The 20,302-nt window shown below is 73.3% G+C and carries 13 protein-coding genes, 1 tRNA gene and 1 pseudogene; 9 read left to right on the top strand and 6 right to left on the bottom strand.

The window, feature by feature from the left end; translation table 11 throughout:
* The first annotated feature begins 18 nt into the window (after nt 1-18).
* Both ACH4DX_RS08200 and ACH4DX_RS08195 read left to right on the top strand, forming a co-directional pair.
* Nucleotides 19-1,206: a thiolase family protein gene (locus tag ACH4DX_RS08200; protein WP_398154471.1), complete on the top strand. Its 1,188-nt coding sequence runs from the start codon at nt 19-21 to the stop codon at nt 1,204-1,206.
* Nucleotides 1,207-1,254: 48 nt separating this feature from the next.
* On the top strand, nt 1,255-2,037 hold the full coding sequence (locus tag ACH4DX_RS08195; protein WP_398154470.1) for a sulfite exporter TauE/SafE family protein: 783 nt from the start codon (nt 1,255-1,257) through the stop codon (nt 2,035-2,037).
* Between the two features lie 3 nt (nt 2,038-2,040).
* Here the strand turns inward: ACH4DX_RS08195 and ACH4DX_RS08190 are convergent, their stop codons facing one another.
* The 3 genes from ACH4DX_RS08190 to ACH4DX_RS08180 form a co-directional block, all read right to left on the bottom strand.
* Nucleotides 2,041-4,182 (bottom strand): MDR family MFS transporter, encoded by a 2,142-nt coding sequence (locus ACH4DX_RS08190; protein ID WP_398154469.1) that lies wholly within the window; start codon nt 4,180-4,182, stop codon nt 2,041-2,043.
* A 166-nt stretch (nt 4,183-4,348) separates the two neighbouring features.
* Nucleotides 4,349-5,146: a precorrin-6A synthase (deacetylating) gene (gene cobF / locus ACH4DX_RS08185; RefSeq protein WP_398154468.1), complete on the bottom strand. Its 798-nt coding sequence runs from the start codon at nt 5,144-5,146 to the stop codon at nt 4,349-4,351.
* A 229-nt stretch (nt 5,147-5,375) separates the two neighbouring features.
* Nucleotides 5,376-5,933 carry a DUF309 domain-containing protein gene (locus ACH4DX_RS08180; RefSeq protein ID WP_398154467.1) on the bottom strand — a complete coding sequence of 186 codons (558 nt, stop codon included), beginning with the start codon at nt 5,931-5,933 and terminating at the stop codon, nt 5,376-5,378.
* A 139-nt stretch (nt 5,934-6,072) separates the two neighbouring features.
* Between ACH4DX_RS08180 and ACH4DX_RS08175 the strand changes: the two genes are divergently transcribed.
* From ACH4DX_RS08175 to ACH4DX_RS08155, 5 genes are all read left to right on the top strand, one after another.
* A tRNA-Pro gene (locus tag ACH4DX_RS08175) sits at nt 6,073-6,146 on the top strand.
* Between the two features lie 654 nt (nt 6,147-6,800).
* Nucleotides 6,801-7,286 (top strand): phospholipase, encoded by a 486-nt coding sequence (locus ACH4DX_RS08170; protein ID WP_398154466.1) that lies wholly within the window; start codon nt 6,801-6,803, stop codon nt 7,284-7,286.
* A 270-nt stretch (nt 7,287-7,556) separates the two neighbouring features.
* Nucleotides 7,557-8,342 (top strand): 3-hydroxybutyrate dehydrogenase, encoded by a 786-nt coding sequence (locus ACH4DX_RS08165; RefSeq protein WP_398114487.1) that lies wholly within the window; start codon nt 7,557-7,559, stop codon nt 8,340-8,342.
* A gap of 72 nt (nt 8,343-8,414) precedes the next feature.
* Nucleotides 8,415-9,917 carry an MFS transporter gene (locus tag ACH4DX_RS08160; protein WP_398114485.1) on the top strand — a complete coding sequence of 501 codons (1,503 nt, stop codon included), beginning with the start codon at nt 8,415-8,417 and terminating at the stop codon, nt 9,915-9,917.
* 26 nt (nt 9,918-9,943) lie between these two features.
* Nucleotides 9,944-11,899, top strand: a complete 1,956-nt coding sequence (locus ACH4DX_RS08155; RefSeq protein ID WP_398154465.1) for a helix-turn-helix domain-containing protein — start codon at nt 9,944-9,946, stop codon at nt 11,897-11,899.
* Here the strand turns inward: ACH4DX_RS08155 and ACH4DX_RS08150 are convergent.
* Both ACH4DX_RS08150 and ACH4DX_RS08145 read right to left on the bottom strand, forming a co-directional pair.
* Nucleotides 11,859-13,796 (bottom strand): ATP-binding cassette domain-containing protein, encoded by a 1,938-nt coding sequence (locus ACH4DX_RS08150; RefSeq protein WP_398154464.1) that lies wholly within the window; start codon nt 13,794-13,796, stop codon nt 11,859-11,861. The two genes, ACH4DX_RS08155 and ACH4DX_RS08150, sit on opposite strands and share 41 nt — an antisense overlap.
* 324 nt (nt 13,797-14,120) lie before the next feature.
* Entirely contained in the window at nt 14,121-15,215 is a 1,095-nt protein-coding gene (locus tag ACH4DX_RS08145; RefSeq protein WP_398154463.1) for a medium chain dehydrogenase/reductase family protein, read from the bottom strand.
* Nucleotides 15,216-15,272: 57 nt separating this feature from the next.
* On the opposite strand from ACH4DX_RS08145, the pseudogene ACH4DX_RS08140 reads away from it, so the two are divergent.
* Nucleotides 15,273-15,794 (top strand): annotated as a pseudogene (locus tag ACH4DX_RS08140) (GNAT family N-acetyltransferase).
* 52 nt (nt 15,795-15,846) lie between these two features.
* On the opposite strand, the gene ACH4DX_RS08135 reads toward ACH4DX_RS08140, so the two are convergent.
* Nucleotides 15,847-18,174 carry a glycoside hydrolase family 3 N-terminal domain-containing protein gene (locus tag ACH4DX_RS08135; protein ID WP_398154462.1) on the bottom strand — a complete coding sequence of 776 codons (2,328 nt, stop codon included), beginning with the start codon at nt 18,172-18,174 and terminating at the stop codon, nt 15,847-15,849.
* A 191-nt stretch (nt 18,175-18,365) separates the two neighbouring features.
* Between ACH4DX_RS08135 and ACH4DX_RS08130 the strand changes: the two genes are divergently transcribed.
* The gene (locus ACH4DX_RS08130) at nt 18,366-20,282 is read left to right on the top strand and encodes an ABC transporter ATP-binding protein (RefSeq protein WP_398154461.1); all 1,917 of its coding nucleotides are present in this window, start codon (nt 18,366-18,368) and stop codon (nt 20,280-20,282) included.
* Nucleotides 20,283-20,302 lie beyond the last annotated feature (20 nt).

Below are 20,302 nucleotides of genomic sequence, written 5' to 3'. Positions count from 1 at the left end.
GCAGATCCGGAGCCCACCGTGCGCACCGTCCACTTCGCCGCAGCCCGCCGCACCCCCGTCGGGAGGCTCCGCGGCGCGCTGTCCGCCGTCCGCCCCGACGACCTCGCCGCAGCCGTGGTCCGCGGTCTCCTCGACGATCTGCCGCAGCTCGACCCGGCCCGTATCGACGACGTCTACTGGGGCGCCGCCAACCAGGCGGGCGAGGACAACCGCAACGTCGCCCGCATGGCGGTCCTGCTCGCCGGGCTCCCCGAGTCCGTCCCCGGCGCCACGGTCAACCGCCTGTGCGCCTCGGGCATGGAGGCGGTCACCACCGCGGCCCGCGCCATCGCGGCGGGCGAAGCCGACATCGTGCTCGCCGGCGGCTCCGAGTCGATGAGCCGTGCCCCCTTCGTCCTGCCCCGCCCCGACGAGGCGCTGCCGCACCGCATGGAGGCGCCCGACACCCGCCTCGGCTGGCGCCTGGTCAACCCGCGGATGAAGGAGCTGCACGGACTCCTCTCCATGGGCGAGACCGCCGAGGAGGTGGCGGCCCGCCACGGCATCTCCCGCGAACGCCAGGACACCTTCGCCCTGCGCAGCCACCGCCGCGCCGCCGCCGCACGCGGACACGGCCGCTTCGACGACGAACTGCTGCCCGTCACCACCCCCGACGGCACGGTGGTCGCCGCCGACGAGAGCATCCGTGAGGACACCTCGTACGAGAAACTCAGCGGGCTGCGCCCGGTGTTCCGGCAGGGCGGCACCGTCACGGCGGGCAACGCGTCGCCGATGAACGACGGCGCGGCGGGCCTCCTCCTGGTCAGCGAGGAGGCCCTGCACGCACTCGGCCTCGAGTCCCTCGGCCGGTACGCGGCGGGCGCCTCCGCGGGCGTGCACCCGGACGTGATGGGGCTCGGCCCGGTGCCCGCCACCCGCAAGGCCCTGGCCAGGGTCGGCTGGAGCGTCGACGACATCCAGGAGGCCGAGTTCAACGAGGCGTTCGCCGCCCAGGCCCTGGCCTGCGTGGACGCGCTCGGCATCGACCCCGACCTGGTCAACCCCGACGGCGGCGCCATCGCCATCGGGCACCCGCTCGGCTGCTCGGGCGCCCGCATCCTCACCACGCTCCTGCACCGCATGCGCCGCACCGGCAGCACCCGCGGCCTCGCCACGATGTGCGTGGGCGTGGGTCAGGGCAGCGCCCTGCTCGTGGAGCGGGACTGACACCACCGGCTCCCGGGAAAGTGCTTGGGCATACCATCGGATCCCAGCATGGATGCCTTCGCCGAGATCACCGTCCTGGAGTTCGCCGTCCTGGCCCTGGCGGCCGGGCTCGTCGGCTTCTCCAAGACCGCTGTCAGCGGCGCCAACACGATCAGCCTGGCCGCCTTCGCCGCGGTGCTCCCGGCCCGCGCGTCCACGGGCGTGCTCCTGCCGATACTGATCGCCGGCGATGTCCTCGCCGTCCTCACCTACCGCAAACACGCGCACTGGCCCACCCTGTGGCGGCTGTTCCCCGCGGTCGGCGTGGGCGTGGCCGTGGGCACGGCGTTCCTGCTGTTCGCCGACGACGCCGTGATGCGTACGTCGATCGGGGCGATCCTGCTGTTCATGGCGGCCGTCACGATGTGGCGCCGCAGGTCGGCCGAGCGTGCCGCCGCCGGGGATGCGGGGGCGGCGGGCGATGCGGGAAAGGGGACGAGCCGGGCCGCCGCGCCCTCCTACGGCGTGCTCGGCGGCTTCACCACGATGGTCGCCAACGCGGGTGGCCCGGTGATGTCGATGTATCTGCTCTCCGCGGGCTTCAGGAAGCTGAGCTTCCTCGGCACCTCGGCGTGGTTCTTCCTCATCGTCAACACGTCCAAGGTGCCGTTCAGCGTCGGCCTCGGCCTCATCGACGGCCCCTCGCTGCTGCTCGACGCGGCGCTCGTCCTCTTCGTGCTCCCCGGCGCGCTCATCGGCAGGGCCTGCGTGCACCGCATCAACCAGCGGCTCTTCGAGCAGCTCGTCATCGGCGCGACGGTGCTCGGCGGCCTCCAGCTCCTGCTGCGCTGACGGCTAGGCCGCTGTCGCCGCCGCCGGACGTGCCCCCCGCCGTGCGCCTTCGCCCAGGGCGAGGCCCTGGGCGAGGTCTTCAGCCAGCAGCCGCTTGGCGATCGCGTCGACCGCCTCCCACAGCTTCCCGTCGCCCTCGGCCGCGATGTCCTCCAGGGCGCTCCAGCCGGCCCCGCCGTCCGCGCGCAACCGCTCGCGCAGCCAGGACGCCCACGCCCGGCCGATGACCTCGGCCTCGCGCGCGCCCGCGGCCGTGTGCTGGAACAGGGTGCCGGTGCGGGTCACATACCCCTCGTCGACCATCCGGTCGAAGACCGGCACGAGCACTTCGGGCGGCAGCTGACGCCTGGCCGCGATCAGCGGCAGATTGGCGTGCCCGACGAGGCGGGTGAACAGCTCCACCTGCATCACCGCCCAGGCGCCCGCCATGTCCAGGCGTGTGTCGGACCCCTGGATCACGGTGCGCGCGGTCTGCGGCCCCTGGGACCGCAGGATGTTGCCGACGGCGAGCTCGAGCAGCCTGGCCGGGTCGCCCGCCTGCGGTGACGCGAAGCCCTCGCCGAGGTCGGACGAGTTCATCCGCGCGCTGTCGCGCAGCTCGACCTGCTTGAGGAACAGGGCCACGACGAACCCGACGAGGGCGACGGGAACCGTCCACAGGAACACCGTCTGCAACGTGTCCGCGTACGCCTCGATCAGGGGTGCCGCGGCCGCGCCCGGCAGGTCGTGCAGCGACTGCGGGCTCTGCGACGCCTGCGCGACGACGTCCGGCGGTGCGGCGCCGGTGCGGTCCGCCGCCGCGACCCCCTCGCGCAGGTTCGGCGCCAGCGTATTGGCGTAGATCGTGCCGAAGACGGCCGTACCGAAGGAGCTGCCGAGGGTCCGGAAGAAGGTGACGCCGGACGTCGCGGTGCCGAGGTCCGCGTACGCGACGGTGTTCTGCACGGCGATGGTGAGCACCTGCATGGACAGACCGATGCCGATGCCGAGCACGAACATGTACAGGGACGCGAGCCAGGTGCTGGTGTCGCGGCCCATCAGCGACAGCAGGTACAGGCCGAGCGCCATCACGAGCGAGCCCACGATGGGGAAGATCCGGTAGGTGCCGGTCCTGCTGACGACGTTCCCGCTGAAGATCGAGGCGATGAGCAGCCCGACGACCATCGGCAGCGTCCGCACCCCGGAGGTGGTGGCCGAGTCCCCGTCGACGTACTGGAGATACGTCGGCAGGAACGTCATCGCGCCGAGCATCGCGAAGCCCACGACGAAGCTGAGCACCGAGCAGACGGTGAAGACCGGGTTCGCGAAGAGCCGCATCGGCAGCATCGGCTCCGCGGCCCGCGTCTCCACCACGCAGAAGGCGGCGAGGGCCAGCAGCCCGCCCGTGAACAGGGCGATGATGACGCCCGAGCCCCACGCGTACTGGTTGCCGCCCCAGCTGGTGGCCAGGATCAGCGCACTCGCCCCGATCGCCACCAGGGCGATGCCGAAATAGTCGATGACGGGCCGCGAAGCGGACTTCACGACGGGGAGGGTGCGCGCCGCGGCCACGACGACGAGGATCGCGATAGGCACGTTCACGTAGAACGCCCAGCGCCAGGTCAGATGATCGGTGAAGAGCCCGCCGAGCAGCGGCCCGACGACGGTCGACACACCGAAGACCGCGCCGATCGCGCCCTGGTACTTGCCGCGCTCGCGCAGCGGGATGACGTCGGCGATCAGGGCCATCGCCGTGACCATCAGACCGCCCGCGCCGATGCCCTGGAGCGCGCGCCAGGCGATGAGCAGGGTCATGTTCGTGGCGAGACCGCACAGGAACGAGCCGGTGATGAAGACGACCGCCGACACCTGGAACACGACCTTGCGGCCGAACAGGTCGCCGAACTTGCCGACGAGCACCGTCGCCACGGTCTCCGCGAGGAGATACGAGGTGACGACCCACGACATGTGCTCGGCGCCGCCGAGGTCCGACACGATCGTCGGCAGCGCGGTGCCCACGATCGTCTGGTCGAGGGCGGCGAGCAGGACACCCAGCATGATCGTCACAAAGACGACATTGCGCCTGCGCTTGTCGAGGACCGGTGGCCCCTGCTCCGGCCGACCGGGTTGCTCCGCCGCGGCCGCGGGCTGATCGGTAACGGTCACAGCCTCACCCTCACACCGGGGCCGCCGCGGTGCATGCGGGGCGGTCCGGTGCGGTGACGGTCCGGTTCGGCGGTGGTCCGGTCAGGTCAGGTGCGGTGACGGTCGCGTCCGCCGGTGGTCCGGTTCGGTCCGGTGACGGCCCGGTCCGGTGCCGGGGTGCCGACGGTCAGTCGCCGGTGGTGGTGTCCCCGCCTCGCCGCAGCAGATACGTGTCCATGATCCAGCCCTTGCGCGCACGGGCCTCGGCGCGCAGCCGCCCGATGCGCGGGGCGGCCTCGGCGAGCGGGCCGGAGACGAGGATCTCGTCGGGAGTACCGAGGTAGGCGCCCCAGTAGATGTGGAGGTCGGGATCGTCCCCGTCGTCGACGAAGCGCAGGAAGGCCTGCCGGGCGTCCAGCATCACCACGACGTCGTCCACCCCCTCCGGGAAGCCCTCGTCGGCGAGGCGGCGGCCGGTGGTGACCTGGAAGGGCCGCGCGACGCGGTTGAGCCCGATCCGGTGGCGCGCCGCCAGCGAGGAGACGCTGCTGACGCCGGGGACGACGTCGTACGCGAACGTCACCGCGCCGCGCCCTAGCACCTCCTCCAGGACCGCGATCGTGCTGTCGTACAGCGCCGGGTCGCCCCACACCAGGAACGCCCCGGTCCCTTCGGGGCCCAGCTCGTCGCCGATGAGCCGCTCGAAGACGACGGCGCGGCGGGCACGCCACTCGTCCACGGCACCCGCGTACCGCTCGCCCCGCGCCGCCCGGTCCCGCTCCGGGTCCCGCGCCTCGACGACGCGGTAGGCCCCGTCGGGTCGGTGCGCCGCCAGCATCCCGCGCCGCAGCGCCACGAGGTCGTCCTTCTCCTCGCCCTTGCCGACCAGGAAGAACACATCGGTGTCCCTCATGGCCCCGACCGCCTGGAGGGTGAGCTGCTCGGGGTCCCCCGCGCCGATGCCGATGACATGAATCTTTCGCACGGGGTGAGTGTGCCGTATGCGGGGGCGGGCGATCCGGCACCCCCTGCCGCCGGTCCGGCCTTGCCGGCGCCGTCTCGTCAGCCCCGCCTTGTCGGCCCCGTACTGTCAGTCCCGTCTTGGTCAGGCCCGTCGTGTCGGCTCCGTACTGTCAGCGCCGCCCTTTCGCTCCTGTCCTTTCGCTCCCGTCCTTTCGTTCCCGTACGGTCGGTGCCGTCCTGGCGGTCGCGTCTCAGCCTTGCTCATCCGCCGCCAGGCGCGGGGCGCACGCGGCCGGGTCCAGGACCTGCTCCGCCCGCGCGTACTCCGCGCCCTCCAGGCGCGCGGCCAGCTCCCGCGCCCAAGCCACCACGCCCGCGACGCCGATCCCGTACGGCAGCTGCCGCCCGGTCTCCTCCGCGGACCAGTCCGAGACGGCACCGGCGCCCCGCAACAGCAGCCGGGCCCCGCCCTTCGTGTTGCCGCGGGCGGCGTGGGTGAGGCCGACGGCGAGCTGGGCGAGCCCCTGCCACAGCCCGCGCTCCTCCTCGGGCCCCGACTTCCAGGCGTCCTCGAAGACCTCGTGCGCGTGGAAGGGCCGCCCGGCGTCGAGCAGCGCCTGGGCCTCCGCGACGGTCTCCCGGGGCGAGCGCACCACGCCTTCCGGCTGCCGCCCCACCCCGTCGGCGCCGTACGGCAAGGGCCGCCCGAGCCCGTCACGGGGCCGGGCGTTACGGGCCCGCCCCTCCGCGTCCCGATCCCGCCGACCCCGCTCGGGGGCCTTGTCCTCCGGTCCACACGCACCACTCATGCCCCCATCCTCGCGCGCTCCGCGCACCGGGGCGGGCCGGGGCGCCCGCCCACGAGAGCCGAAACCGCACCGGACCACCCCGTCACGTGCGGTAGAGTTCTACCTGCGTGATCACGCGGGACACCGCAGGGACACGCACCGGGACGTGGCGCAGCTTGGTAGCGCACTTGACTGGGGGTCAAGGGGTCGCAGGTTCAAATCCTGTCGTCCCGACGGAAACGTCGCATGCAGGGGTCACCTTCGGGTGGCCCCTGTTTCGTTTCTCCACCGTCGGCGGTGGCGACGGGGAGGTGGCTGGCCTCCTCGGCCCGGTGGCCGTGCCCGAGCAGGGTGGGGCCGCCAGGCCCGGGTGAGGAATCGGGCGCGAGGGCGTTCGGGCCCCCGGCCGCCCTCAGCCGTTCCCCCCGGCCAGGGGTGACCTCCTCGGCCATCAGCATGGCGAGCGGCAGCGGCAGCGGCGGCAGACCGAGCGGCAGCACCTGCGTCCGCCCCAGCCGGTGCCCCACCGGCAGCCACAACCGCCCCCCCAGACGCACACCGTTCGCCACCGGCACCCACCGGGCGCGCACGTCGCGCCGCGTCGCGCACGTCGCCGCACTCCGGAACGCACGGCGCGCCACCGTGCACCACCTGGCCCCCGCGCCCCACCACTGGCCCCTTGACATGTTTGGCGGCAACTCCCGTGCCGTATAGGCAAGATGCCGCGCGGACCGAACCGGTCACCGGATCGAAAGCTCCGCGCGACGCGCCCGACCACCGGCCGACGGGTCGGTGGTGATCACTTGAGGCGCGGGCCGTCCACGTACGGCCCGCGGCACGCCCCCCACATTCGTCTTCGTGCACCACTCAACGGGAGGACCCCCACCCATGCGCCGTCGACTCTCCGCGCTCGCAGTGAGCGCTGCCGCCCTCACCCTCGGGACCGGTCTCGCCGCGTCCCCTGCCGCCGCCGTCCCCGCCGACAAGGGCCGGGTGCTCAGCAGTTGGACCCAGACCGACGCGAGCAGCTACAACTCCTGGCTCGCCGCGCGGAACAACCAGGGCGCGTGGAGCGCGTACCGGTTCAACTGGAGCACCGACTACTGCTCCTCCTCACCCGACAACCCGCTCGGCTTCCCCTTCGAGACGTCCTGTGCCCGGCACGACTTCGGGTACCGCAACTACAAGGAGGCGGGTTCCTTCGACGCCAACAAGGCCCGCGTCGACAGCGCCTTCTACGCCGACCTCAAGCGGGTGTGCGCCCGCTACACCGGCGTGCAGAAGACCTCGTGCGACGGTCTCGCCTGGACGTACTACCAGGCCGTCGACAAGTTCGGCCGCTCGTCCGCCGTCGACGGCGGCGCGGCCGCGTAGGTTCCGGCGACGGCTTCGGCCGCCGAGCGCCGGGGGCCAGGTGTGGTCCCCGGCGCCACCGGGCGGCGGGGACCAGCCGTTTGACGCAGGGCCGCGCCCCGCGCACCGCCTCAGCCGCGCCCGGGGCCCCGACGGCTGAGGCGCCGCGCAGCCCACCGCCCGCGCCCGCCTGGGCCGGGCCCCCTATGGCAGCCCCCACCATGCCACCCGCCCCAGCTGTAGCTCCCGCCCACATGGGCGCCGCCGCCCGTCGACCCTATGTTTCCCGCCATGACAAGCGCACCCGACCACCCCGTCCCCGCGGCGTCCGGCATCGATCTGCGCGGGCGCGTCGCCCTCGTCACCGGTGGTGGCAGCGGCATCGGCCGGGCCTGCGTGCGGGCCCTCGCGGCGGCGGGCGCCGAGACGCACGTCGTGGACATCGACGCCCCGTCGGCCAAGGCCGTCGCCGACGCCGTCGGCGGACACGCGCACGTCGCCGACCTCGCGGACGCCGACGCCGTCGCCGCGCTGCCCACCGGCGTCGACATCCTCGTCAACAGCGCGGGGCTCCAGCACGTCGCCCCGCTCACCGAGTTCCCGCCCGCGCGGTTCGCCCTCATCCAGCAGGTCATGGTGACCGCGCCGTTCCTGCTGCTCCGGCAGAGCCTGCCGCACATGTACGCGCGCGGCTGGGGCCGCGTCGTCAACATCTCCTCCGTGCACGGACTGCGCGCCAGCGCCTACAAGAGCGCGTACGTCGCCGCCAAGCACGCCCTGGAGGGGCTCAGCAAGGTCACCGCCGTCGAGGGCGCCCCGCACGGCGTGACCAGCAACTGCGTCAGCCCCGGCTACGTCCGCACCCCCCTCGTACAGGGGCAGATCCACGACCAGGCCGCCGCCCACCGCATCAGCGACGAGGCGGTGGTCTCCGATGTGCTGCTCGCCCGCTCACCCATGAAGCGGCTCATCGAACCCGAGGAGGTCGCCGCGGCAGCCCTGTGGCTGTGCGGCCCCCACTCGGGCTACGTCACCGGAACCTCCCTGTCGATGGACGGCGGCTGGGCGGCGAACTGAGCCGCCCCGCCCGCTCCCCGCCCGCTCCCCGCGCGAGAACCCCGACCCACGACCGAGAACACGGTGAACCCCATGGCGCGTCCCAAGCCCGGAGCAGACCGGAAGCCCCGTAACAGCCGGAAGTCCGGTGGCGGCCGGAAGCCCCGTACCAGTCAGCAGCCCCGTACCGGCCGGAAGCCAAGTACGGGCCACAAGCCCGGCATCGGCCGGATCGTCGGTGCCAGCCTCGTCGGCACCACCATCGAGTGGTACGACTTCTTCCTCTACGGCTCCGCCGCCGCCCTCGTCTTCAACGACCTCTTCTTCCCCACCGCCGATCCGCTCACCGGCACCCTCATCGCCTTCGTCACCTATGCGATCGGCTTCCTCGCCCGGCCCCTCGGCGGCGTCGTGTTCGGACACTTCGGCGACAAGGTCGGACGCAAACAGCTCCTCGTGCTCAGCCTGCTCCTGATGGGCGGCGCCACCTTCGCCATGGGGCTGCTGCCCACCTACGACGCCATCGGCGTGGGCGCACCCGTGCTCCTCACCGTGCTGCGGCTCGTGCAGGGCTTCGCGCTCGGCGGCGAGTGGGGCGGCGCCGTCCTCATCGTGTCGGAGCACGGCGGCGACAAGCACCGCGGCTTGTGGGCGTCCTGGCCGCAGTCGGGCGCACCCGGCGGCAACCTCCTGGCCACCGGCGTCCTCGCGCTGCTCGCCGCCGTGCAGTCCGAGAGCACCTTCCAGTCCTGGGGCTGGCGCGTGCCCTTCCTGCTCTCCGGCGTCCTGGTCGTGGTCGGCCTGTGGATCCGGCTCTCCGTCTCCGAGTCGCCGGTCTTCCTCGAAGCACAGGCCAAGGCCGAGGCGGCCGCCGCGCGGGGCGAGACGGAACAGCCGCCCGTCGTGGAGGTGTTCCGCAAGAGCTGGCGGCAGGTCCTCACCGCCATCGGCACCCGTTTCGGCGAGAACATCTCGTACTACATCCTCACCTCCTTCGTCCTGGTGTACGTCACCACACACCTGGACCTGCCCAAGAGCACCGCCCTGAACGCCGTCCTCATCGCCTCCGCCGTGCACTTCGCCACCATCCCGGCCTGGGGCGCGCTCTCCGACCGGGTCGGACGGCGCCCCGTGACGCTCGTCGGCTCGGTGGGCATGACGCTGTGGGCCTTCGCGTTCTTCGCGCTCGTCGACTCCGAGTCGTTCGCCGTGATCACCGCGGCGGTGACGGTGGGGCTGCTGTTCCACGGTGCCATGTACGGGCCGCAGGCGGCGTTCATCTCCGAGATGTTCGACACCAGGGTCCGCTACTCCGGCGCCTCGATGGGCTCCCAGCTCGCCTCGATCGTCGCGGGCGCCCTCGCCCCGATCATCGCCGTGGAGCTCCTGAAGGAGTACGACTCGTCCGTGCCCGTCGCGGTGTACCTGGGCCTGGCCGCCGTGGTGACCACCGTGACCGTGGCCCTGGCCCGCGAGACCCTCGGCCGCGACCTGCGCGCCGCCGCGACGGGAGCAGAGGCCCCGGTACCGGTGGCCTCCGGCGCCCCCACCGCGCGTACCGGCGAAGCGGCAGTACGCTCCGGCGAACCCTCCTGAGCAGCGCGCGAAAGGCACCACGCCCCATGGCCACCGCCCGCCCCCGCCCCACCCCGCAGCCCCCCGACGGCACCGCGGGCCCCGCCGTCACCGCCCTGCGGCACCTGCTCGACCTCCTCGGACGGCAGGCGCCCGCCGAGGAGTTCACCCGGGCCGCCGCCGCTGCCAGGGAGGCGGGCGCGGACCCCGCGGAGCTGGCCCGCGTGGAGGAGGCCACCGAGGCGGCACTCGGCATCCGCCGCACCCTCGACCAGCACCGGCGGCGCGAGGCCGAGCTGTCCGCGCTGTTCGACACCGCGGGCGACCTGGCGGCGCTCAGCGACCTCGACGCGGTGCTGCGCGCCATCGTCCACCGCGCCCGGCTGCTGCTCCGTACCGACGTGGCGTACCTGACGCTCAACGACCCGGCCGCGGGCGACACGTTCATGCGGGTCACCGACGGGTCGACGTCCGCGCGGTTCCAGGAGCTGCGGCTCGGCATGGGGGAGGGGCTCGGCGGTCTCGTCGCCCAGACCGCCCGGCCCTACGCGAGCGCCGACTACCGCAGCGACACCCGCTTCCTGCACACCCCCACCATCGACGCCGGCGTCGGCGAGGAAGGGCTCCGCGGCATCCTTGGGGTGCCGCTGCGCGTCGGCAGCCGCGTCATCGGTGTCCTGTACGCGGCCGACCGGACGCCGCGCGACTTCGCCCCCGACCAGATCGCGCTGCTGGCCTCCCTCGCCGACCACGCGGCCGTCGCCATCGACAGCGCCCGCCTCCTGGAGGAGACCCGGGCCGCCCTGGTGGACCTCAACGCGGCGACGGCCACCGCCCGCGCGCAGAGCGAAGCCATGCGCCGCGCCGCCGAGACCCACGACCGCCTCACCGACCTGGTCCTTCGCGGCGGCGACGTGGCCGACCTGGCCGCCGAGATCGCCGCGCTCCTCGACGGCGGCCTGGTCGTCCAGGACGCCGACGGCACCGAACTGGCCCGCGTGGGTGCCGCGTCCCCGACGCCGCCCGCCCACGGTGTGGCCGCGTCCCGCACCGCGGGGCGCGCCGTGCACGTCGACGGAGTCTGGGTGTCCGCCGTGCTCGCCAGGCCCGAACAGCTGGGCTCCATCGCGCTGAGCGGCCGTCCCGGCCTGCCCGACAGCGACCGCCGCCTCTTCGAACGGGCCAGCAGGGACACGGCGTTGCTCCTGCTCCTGCGCCGCTCGGTGGCCGAGGCGGAGGACCGCGTGCGCGGGGAGCTCCTCGACGACCTGCTCACCCCCGCGCACGCCACCGACCCGCGGCGCGGCGCGCGCCTGACCCCGCGCGCCCGCCGTCTCGGCGTGGACCTCGCCGAACCCATGTCCGTCCTCGTCCTGCACTGCGACCCCGGCCTGCGCGGCCGCCTCACGACCGAGGCGGCCCGCAGGGCCCGCACCCTGCGCGGCCTCGCCGGACCCCAGGGCGGCCAGGTCGTCCTGCTCGCCCCCACCGCGGCGCCCGGGCCGCTCGCCGAGCGCCTGGCCGCCGACCTCGGCCGGAGCCTCGGGGCCCCGGTGACCTGTGGCGCCGCCGGGCCCGCCGACGCGCCCGCCGGGCTGCCCGCCGCGCACGCCGAGGCGCTCCGCTGCCTGGAGGCGCTCAGGGCCCTCGGCCGCACCGGCCACGGCGCGAGCCTGTCCGACCTCGGCTTCGTCGGGGTGCTCCTCGGCGACCGCGGGGACGTCGACGGCTACGTCCGCCGGGTCCTCGGGCCCGTCATCGACTACGACGAGCGGCGCGGCACCGAACTCGTCCGCACCCTCGACGCCTACTTCGCCGCGGGCACCGGCCTCGCGCGCGCCAAGGACGCGCTGCACGTACACGTCAACACCGTCGTGCAGCGCCTCGACCGCACCGCCCGGCTCCTCGGCCCCGACTGGAACACCCCCGAACGGGCCCTGGAGATCCAGCTCGCGCTGCGCCTCATCCGGCTGTGCCGGCCGCCGGGGACCGGTCCGGCATAGCGTCGCGGGAACGGGTCCGCTGCGCGGGTACGCCGTCCAGGGTGTCCGTGCGGTACTGGTGCGACTGGAGCTCGAACAGGCGCCGGAACAGCTGCGGCCCGTCGGCGGACATCAGGGTCGCGAAGTCGCCGTGCTCCACCAGCCTGCCCTCGTCGAGCACGTAGATGACGTCGGCCTCCTTGACGCTGTGCAGCCGGTGCGTGACCAGGACGATCGTCTGGTCCTTCGACGCGAGGGCGCGGATCTTCCGGAAGGCGTCGATCTCGGCGGCCGGGTCCATGCTGCTGGTCGGCTCGTCGCAGATGAGGATGTCGGCGTCACGGAAGTAGGCGCGGGCCAGGGCCAGGCGCTGCCACTGACCGCCGGACAGGTCGACACCGCCCTCGTAGCCCTTCTCGCACAGGGTGTCCCAGCCGTGCGGGAGGTCCGCCAGGACGCTGTGCGCGTCGGCGTACGCGGCGGCGGCGTCAAGGCGGGAGGTGTCGTGGATGTCACCGGGCCTGCTCATGGCCACGTTGGCGCGGGCGGTGAACGGCCACTGCTGGAAGTTCTGGAGGACCAGGGAGACATGGGCGAAGACGTCGTCGCGGCGCAGCGCGCGCACGTCCGTGCCGTCCCAGCCGATGGTGCCCGACGTCGGCAGGTACAGGCCGGCGAGGAGCTTGCTCAGGGTCGTCTTGCCCGATCCATTGGCGCCGACCAGGGCGATGACCTGGCCCCTGCGGACGGTCAGGGACACGTCGTCGAGGGCGGGGGCCGTCCGCTCGGGGTAGCGGAACGTCACCCGGTCGAACTCGATGACCTCGGGCGGCTCGGGCACCGGGACACCGGTGGCGGGGATGGCTCGCCGCCGCGCCTCCTCGCGGGCGCGGATCAGGTCGTTCATGAACAGGCTCTGTTCGTAGAGGTGGTGGATGTGCGTCACCATCCGGCGCAGCCCCGCCGTGCCGCTGGTCAGGGCGAGCGCGGCGGTCGCGCCCGCCGCGAGGGGCAGCTGGCCGTGCGTGAGGAGCCAGGCGAGTACGGCGTACGTGGCGCCCGCGGTGAGGCCCGAGAGGGCGGACGTGCCCAGCTCGGTGCGGGCCTCCAGGTGCGCGAGGCGCGTCTGCTCGTCCGCGGCCTGCGCCGCCATCTGGTCGAACTGGTCGAGCAGGAACGGGCCCGCGCCGTGCACACGAAGCTCGGGTGCCGCCTTCTGGGAGATGAGCAGCCGCCGCAACGCCCCTTGCTGGCGTACGTGTTCCAGCCAGATCTGCACCGACTCGTAGGTGCGGCGCGCCGCCCGGACCGTGCCCCAGGCCTTCGGCACCACCACGGCGACCAGGAGCGGCAGGAGCACCGGGTGCAGCACCGCGAGGACTCCGCTGACGGCGATCAGGGCCATGAGGGCCTCGACGATGCCGAGGGTGTGCTCGATGAGGCGGCGGGCCGCGGTCTGGCCGTGCTGTCCCGAGTCCAGGGCCGCGTGGAAGTCGGAGCGCTCGATGTGCTCCATCTCCACGCGGATGACCTGCTCCATCATGGACAGGCCCGCGAGCCGTTCGACCTTGGGTCCGAGGCGCCCCGCGGCCGCGAACGACACGGCGCGCAGCGTGGCCGCGAACGCGCTGGCCGCGGCCACCCACACCAGGGACGGCAGCGCCTCGCGCACCCGCTCGGCGGTCGGGCCCGCGGCGAACAGGGACACCAGCACGCGGTTGGTGGCGAGCAGCCCGAACGCGGTCGCCGCGGCCTGGCCGAGCTGGGCCGCCGCGACCACCACGAGCGCCCACGGGTCGGCGTGCCAGGCCAGGGACACGGTGTGCCGGAAGAGGGTCGGGATCTGCCGGAGGATGGAGCGGAACGAGGCGTTCAGGCGCGCGCCCTCGTGCGCGGTCCAGCCCCACGAGCTGCGCAACCGCCCGCCGAAGAGCAGCTGTTCGGGCGGCGAGGGCGGGGTGTGCCGCCGCTCCTTGGCCGGTGGGGGGTCCGACGGGGGCTCCGGGGGGCGAGCCGCGGTGGGGCCGGGCTCGGCGGGGGGTCGGGGCGCCGGTCGTCGATGACGTACCAAAGTTCCTCCCAGGTGACGCCGGCCGTCCGGCACGGTTGCCCGGACGGCCTGTCGCTGCTGTCGATCCTGTCGAGGAGACCGGTGCAACGGTGCAGGGCGGACGAAAATTCCGTACAAATGTCTGAAAGAGCCCTGTATTGACGGTAGTTGATGATGTGGCCGGTATTCGTGTCACCGGTCCGCCGACGGGGCCTTCCCGTCCGGTACGAGGACGACCTTGCCCGCGACCGTGCCGGACTCGGCGAGGCGCAGGGCGTCGGCGGCCCGTGAGAGCGGGACGCGCGCGGCGACCTGCGGCTGGATGCTGCCCGCTGCGAGCAGTGCGAACACCTGCCCGAGGTCGGTGCGCAGCCGCTCGCGGAAGGCGTCGGCGTTCCGGCGTCCCGCCCAGATGTTGTAGAAGTGCGCGTGCCGGGAGTTGGGCAGCGCGTTCCACAGCAGCAGGCGTGCGAAGAGCTTCAGGACGGGGGCCTTGGCGGACCCGGTGACGTCCCGGGTGGACGCGGTGCCGTACGACACCAGGGTGCCGCCCGGCGCGAGCAGCCGGAACGAGTCCACGACGCCCTCGCCGCCCACGTGGTCGAAGACCGCGCGCACCCCGCCGGGGGCGAGGCCGCGCAGCCGCCCGTGCAGGTCCGGGTCGCGGTAGTCGACGGGGACGGCGCCGAGGTCGCGCAGCCGGTCGTGGTGGCGCCGCGCGGCGGTGCCGATCACGCGTACCCCGGCGATCCGGGCCAGCTGGACGAGGGTGGAGCCGACGCCGCCGTTCGCGCCGAGCACGACGACCGTGTCACCCGGCTCGACCCCGGCCGTGCGGTGCAGCATCTGCCAGGCCGTGATGCCGTTCACGACCAGTGTCTCGGCGTCGGCGGACGCCACGGAGTCCGGCACCTCGACCAGGTCGGCGGCGGGCACCACGACGTGGCTCGCCCAGCCGCCGGTCTTCGTCAGGGCCGCGTACCGCCGTCCCCTCAGTGCGGGGTCCACCCCCGGGCCGGTCTCCGCGACCCGTCCGACGAGGTCGTATCCCGGCACGAAGGGGAACGGCGGCTGGTCGTAGTACTTGCCGCGCCGCATCTGCTGCTCGGCGAACGAGACGCCGGTGGCCTCCATCGCGAGCAGTACCTCGCCGGGGCCGGGGGCGGCGGTGTCCACGCGCCGGACCTCAAGACCCTCGGGCTCGACGACACCGGGCAGGACGATCTCGGTCGTGACGGTGTCCGACCTGGGCTCACTCGCGTTCTTGTGCGTGTAGGTCTCTCGCATGGTTGAGCCTTTCTCGTGTGCGTTCCACTATCCCTACAGTTACAGGTTCTAACTGAACTGCGACTTGAGCATGTGCCCCTACGGAAGGGTTGTCAAGTGGCCTCTTGGGCGCCCCCCGGCGGGCGAACCCCCGACGCGGCGGCCTTCTTCGCACAGGACCCGGCGGGATTCTTCGTGGGGCGCGTCGACGGCGAGCCGGTCTCGGCGATCTCCGTGGTCACCTACGACACCGCGTACGCCTTCCTCGGCTTCTACCTGGTCCGTTCCGACGTACGCGGCCACGGTCACGGCACCGCGACCTGGAGGGCCGCACTCCCGCACGCCGGGGACCGGACCGTGGGCCTCGACGGCGTACCGGCACACCCGCGCGGACGCCGAGGCGCTGCTCGACGCGCTGGCGGCCGGCGTCGGCGGCGCGCCCGTCGCCCTGGACGTACCGGAGACGAACGCGCACGCCGTCGCCCTCGCCGAGGACCGCGGCATGCGGCCGACGTTCGCCACCGCGCGCATGTACACCGGTCCGGTACGGGAGTTCGCGCGGAGCGGGTGTACGGCGTGACCACGCTCGAACTCGGCTGAACCGCGGGCACCGGCGGCCCACGGGGGGCGGCTGGGGCGCCGGGGCCGCCGCTCAGGTCACCGTCAGCGTCCTCTTCGCCGTGGCCGTGGAGCTGTTGCCCACGTACAGGTCGAACCTGCCCTCCTCGACGAGGAACTCGCCGTGCGGATCGTTCGTCCAGAAGCCCAGGTCCTCGGCGCCGACGCGGAAGCGGACGACGGTGGAGCGCCCCGCGCCGAGCGTGACCCGCCGGAAGCCGCGCAGCTTGCGCACCGGCTGCGGGATGCTCGCCGCGAGGTCGTGGACGTACAGCTGGACGACCTCGTCGCCCTCCCGGTCGCCGGTGTTGGAGACGGTGACCGACACCTCCAGGGTGTCGCCCGCGCGCAGGGCGCCCGCGGGGACGGAGGTGCGGCTGAGCTTCGGCGCGCCGATCTCGAACGCCGTGTAGCTCAGGCCGTGGCCGAAGGGGAACTGCGGGTCCGGCGGCAGGTCCAGGTACTTCGACGAGTACTTGTTGCCGGCGTCGTAGGGGCGCCCCGTCGACTCGTGGTTGTAGTGGACCGGGAGCTGGCCGACCGTGCGCGGGAAGGATACGGGCAGCTTGCCGCCCGGGTTGACCTTCCCGAACAGCACGTCGGCGATGGCGTTCCCGGCCTCGACGCCGGGGTGCCAGGCCTCGAGGACCGCGGGCGTCCGCGCGAGCCAGCCGCCCATCGTCAGCGGGCGGCCGTTCACGAGGACGACGACGAACGGCTTGCCGGTCCTCGCGATCGCCCTCACGAGCCGCTCCTGCGCGCCCGGCAGGCCGATGTCGCTGCGGGCAGCCGCCTCACCGCTCATCGCGGGCGGCTCGCCCACGACGACGACCGTCACGTCGGCGGCCTTCGCCGCGGCGACCGCCGCCGGAATGCCACCGGTGTCCCCACTCTCCGGGCTCCCGGGGCTCCCGGGGCCTTCGGGGCCGACGCCGCGCGCGTACGTCACCTTCGCGTGCGGCGCCGCCCGCCGCACCGCGTCCAGGACCTTCACCGACGGGTACTTCTCGGCGGCGGCCGGGACCACCCAGGTGCCCAGCAGGTCGCCGGAGTTCCCGAACGGGCCGACGACGGCGATCGATCGGGCCGAGGTCCTGAGCGGCAGGATCCCGCGCTCGTTCTTCAGGAGCACCATCGAGCGGGCGGCGGTCTCGCGGGCTGCCTCGCGGGCGGCGGCGGTCGGGCCGCCGATCGCCGCGTCCTCGTCCACGTACGGGTTCTCGAAGAGACCGAGGGCGAACTTCAGCCGCAGGACGCGGGCGACCGCGTCGTCCAGGCGGCGCTCGCTGATCCTCCCCCCGCGCACCAGCTTCCTGCCGTGCTCGCGCAGAGTGGTGCTGACCATCTCCATGTCGACGCCCGCGTTCAGCGAGAGCCGGGCGGCCGCCGCGCCGTCCTCGGCGAAGCCGTGCGCGACCAGCTCCCGCACGCCGGTCCAGTCGCTGACGACGACGCCGTCGAAACCCCACTGCTCCTTGAGGATCCCGGTCAGGGTGTGGGTGTTGCCGTGCGCGGGGACGCCGCCGACGGTGTTGAAGGACGCCATGACCGTGGCGGCGCCCGAGTCCAGGGCCGCCCTGAACGGCGGCAGATAGAGATTGCGCAGCCGTGACTCCGACACGTCGACCGTGTTGTAGTCCCGCCCGCCCTCGGCCCCGCCGTAGGCCACGAAGTGCTTGGCGCAGGCGGCGACGCGGTCCCCGGCGCCGTACCCGCGCCCCGGGCCCTGGTAGCCCTCGACCTTGGCGGCCGCGAACACGGACGTCAGATACGGGTCCTCGCCCGAGCCCTCGGCGACCCGGCCCCAGCGCGGCTCGCGCGTGACGTCCATCATCGGCGAGAAGGCCCAGTGCACGCCGTTGGACCTGGCCTCCTTCGCGGACACCTCGGCGTCCTTCCGCGCCACGTCCGGATCGAAGCTCGCGGCCTGCGCGAGCGGAATCGGGAACGTCGTCCAGAAGCCGTGGATCACATCGAGGCCGAAGAGCAGCGGGATGCCGAGGCGGGACTCCTCGACCGCGAGGCGCTGGAGGGCGTTGCTGCTGCGCGCGCCGAAGATCGAGAACACCGAGCCGAGCCGCCCGGCCCGTGCCGCGTCCTCGGCCTCCTTCGTCCCGCCGCCGCCCGGACCCGTGTCCCAGGACCAGGCGAGCTGCTGGAGCTGGCCAAGCTTCTCTTCGACAGTCATACGGTCGAGAAGGCGCCGGACCTCGCGGTCGTACGGGGTCCCGCGGCCCCGCCCGGCGCGGTCCGGGACCGGAGAAGCGGTCGCGGCCTCGGCGGCCTCGGCGGCCGGGACGCCACCCGCGACGGCGGTGCCGCCCATCGCGGTCAGCAGAGTACGCCTTCGTACATCGCGCATGCGTTCGCCTTCTCACGTTCAGGACACGAGTAACCGGAGTGGTGCGCTCAAGAGTTGAAGCGAAAGTACGTGCCGGTTACAGGCGGGTCAACAGACACGACAGAGGTCCGAGGGGTGGAGGGGAACGGGAGGTGCAAACGGATGGTGTCGCGCTTGACCTCGACATAACTTGAGGTTCTACGGTGCTGCACATGAGCATGGAAACGACAGCCTGGACCCAGCTGCACAGCGTCATGAACGCCGAGCAGGAACGCCGACCCTTCGCCCGCGCCACCGTGCGCCGCATCGCCGCCTTCGCGCGCCCGCACCGCCGCCGCATCATCCAGTTCGTCCTGCTGAGTGTCGTGACCGCGCTGCTCGCCGTGGCGACTCCCGTGCTCGCCGGGCGGGTCGTGAACGCGATCGTGTCCGGCGAGCAGTCCTCGACCGTCGTCCGCTACGCGGTGCTCATCGCCGTCATCGCGGTCGCCGAGGCCGGACTCGGGCTCGTCGGCCGCTGGCTGTCGGCCAACCTGGGCGAGGAGCTGATCCTCGACCTGCGCACCGCCGTCTTCGACCACGTACAGCGCATGCCCGTCGCCTTCTTCACCCGCACCCGCACCGGGGCGCTCGTCAGCCGCCTCAACAACGACGTCATCGGCGCGCAACGGGCCTTCAGCAACACGCTCTCCGGAGTCGTGTCCAACATCGTCACGCTGCTCCTCACCCTCGGCGTGATGCTCGCCCTGTCCTGGCAGATCACGATCCTCGCCCTGGTGCTGCTCCCGGTGTTCGTGGTGCCCGCGCGCCGCATGGGCACCCGGATGGCGGGGCTGCAACGCGAGGCCGCGCACCACAACGCGGCCATGGGCACCCGCATGACCGAACGGTTCTCGGCGCCCGGCGCCACGCTCATCAAGCTGTTCGGGCGGCCCGCCGACGAGTCCGCCGAGTTCGCCGCGCGCGCCCGCCGGGTACGGGACATCGGCGTCCGCACCGCCATGGCGCAGTCCGCCTTCATCACCGCCCTCACCCTGGTGTCCGCCCTCGCGCTCGCCCTCGTCTACGGCCTCGGCGGCTACTTCGCGCTCGAAGGCACCCTGGAGGCGGGCGCCGTCGTCGCCCTCGCGCTGCTCCTGACCCGGCTGTACGCGCCACTGACGGCGCTCGCCGGGGCGCGCGTCGAGGTCATGAGCGCTCTGGTGAGCTTCGAGCGCGTCTTCGAAGTCCTCGACCTGAAGCCGCTGATCGACGAGAAGCCGGACGCGCGCAGGGTGCCCGAGGGGCCGGTCGCCGTGGAGTTCGAGGACGTCCGCTTCGGCTACCCCGCCGCCGACAAGGTCTCCCTCGCCTCCCTGGAGGAGGTCGCCGCCCTGGACGGCCGCGGTGGTGACGAGGTCCTGCACGGCCTCTCCTTCCGGGCCGAGCCCGGCCAGACCGTCGCGCTCGTCGGGTCCTCCGGCGCGGGCAAGTCGACCGTCGCGCAACTCCTTCCGCGCCTGTACGACGCCGACTCCGGTGTCGTGCGCGTCGGCGGACACGACGTACGGGACCTGGCCGCCGAATCCCTGCGGGACACCATCGGCATGGTCACCCAGGACGGCCACCTCTTCCACGAGTCGGTGCGGGCAAACCTGCTCCTGGCCCGCCCGGGCGCGAGCGAGGACGAGCTGTGGGACGTGCTGCGCCGGGCCCGCCTCGACGACCTGGTGCGCTCGCTGCCCGACGGCCTGGACACGGTGGTCGGGGAGCGCGGCTACCGGCTCTCCGGCGGTGAGCGGCAGCGGATGACCATCGCGCGGCTGCTGCTCGCCCGGCAGCGCGTGGTGATCCTCGACGAGGCGACGGCGCACCTGGACAACACCTCCGAGGCCGCGGTGCAGGAAGCCCTCGCCGAGGCGCTCTCGGAACGCACGGCCGTGGTCATCGCGCACCGCCTGTCGACGGTGCGGTCCGCCGACCAGATCCTCGTGGTGGAGGCAGGGCGGATCGTGGAGCGCGGCACGCACGAGGAACTGCTCGCCGCCGGGGGCCGCTACGAGGAGCTGTACCGGACCCAGTTCGCGGGCAAGGCGGACGGCCGCGCGGACGGCCCGGCGGACGGTGACGAGGCGGTGGTCGCCGCGTAGGCCCCGGGCCGGATGGTGGC

The sequence above is a fragment of the Streptomyces sp. NPDC017940 genome, from assembly GCF_044328435.1.
Classification (GTDB): Bacteria; Actinomycetota; Actinomycetes; order Streptomycetales; family Streptomycetaceae; genus Streptomyces.
The sequence above is the reverse complement of the archived record's forward strand: the minus strand, read 5'-3'. Positions and strand labels throughout refer to the sequence as shown.

Coding starts and splice junctions, on each gene's coding strand:
- ACH4DX_RS08135 (WP_398154462.1), bottom strand. CDS start 18,174: ATGCGCGATGTACGAAGGCGTACTCTGCTGACCGCGATGGGCGGCACC.
- ACH4DX_RS08180 (WP_398154467.1), bottom strand. CDS start 5,933: ATGAGTGGTGCGTGTGGACCGGAGGACAAGGCCCCCGAGCGGGGTCGG.
- ACH4DX_RS08145 (WP_398154463.1), bottom strand. CDS start 15,215: ATGCGAGAGACCTACACGCACAAGAACGCGAGTGAGCCCAGGTCGGAC.
- ACH4DX_RS08165 (WP_398114487.1), top strand. CDS start 7,557: ATGACAAGCGCACCCGACCACCCCGTCCCCGCGGCGTCCGGCATCGAT.
- ACH4DX_RS08155 (WP_398154465.1), top strand. CDS start 9,944: ATGGCCACCGCCCGCCCCCGCCCCACCCCGCAGCCCCCCGACGGCACC.
- ACH4DX_RS08130 (WP_398154461.1), top strand. CDS start 18,366: ATGAGCATGGAAACGACAGCCTGGACCCAGCTGCACAGCGTCATGAAC.
- ACH4DX_RS08160 (WP_398114485.1), top strand. CDS start 8,415: ATGGCGCGTCCCAAGCCCGGAGCAGACCGGAAGCCCCGTAACAGCCGG.
- ACH4DX_RS08195 (WP_398154470.1), top strand. CDS start 1,255: ATGGATGCCTTCGCCGAGATCACCGTCCTGGAGTTCGCCGTCCTGGCC.
- ACH4DX_RS08170 (WP_398154466.1), top strand. CDS start 6,801: ATGCGCCGTCGACTCTCCGCGCTCGCAGTGAGCGCTGCCGCCCTCACC.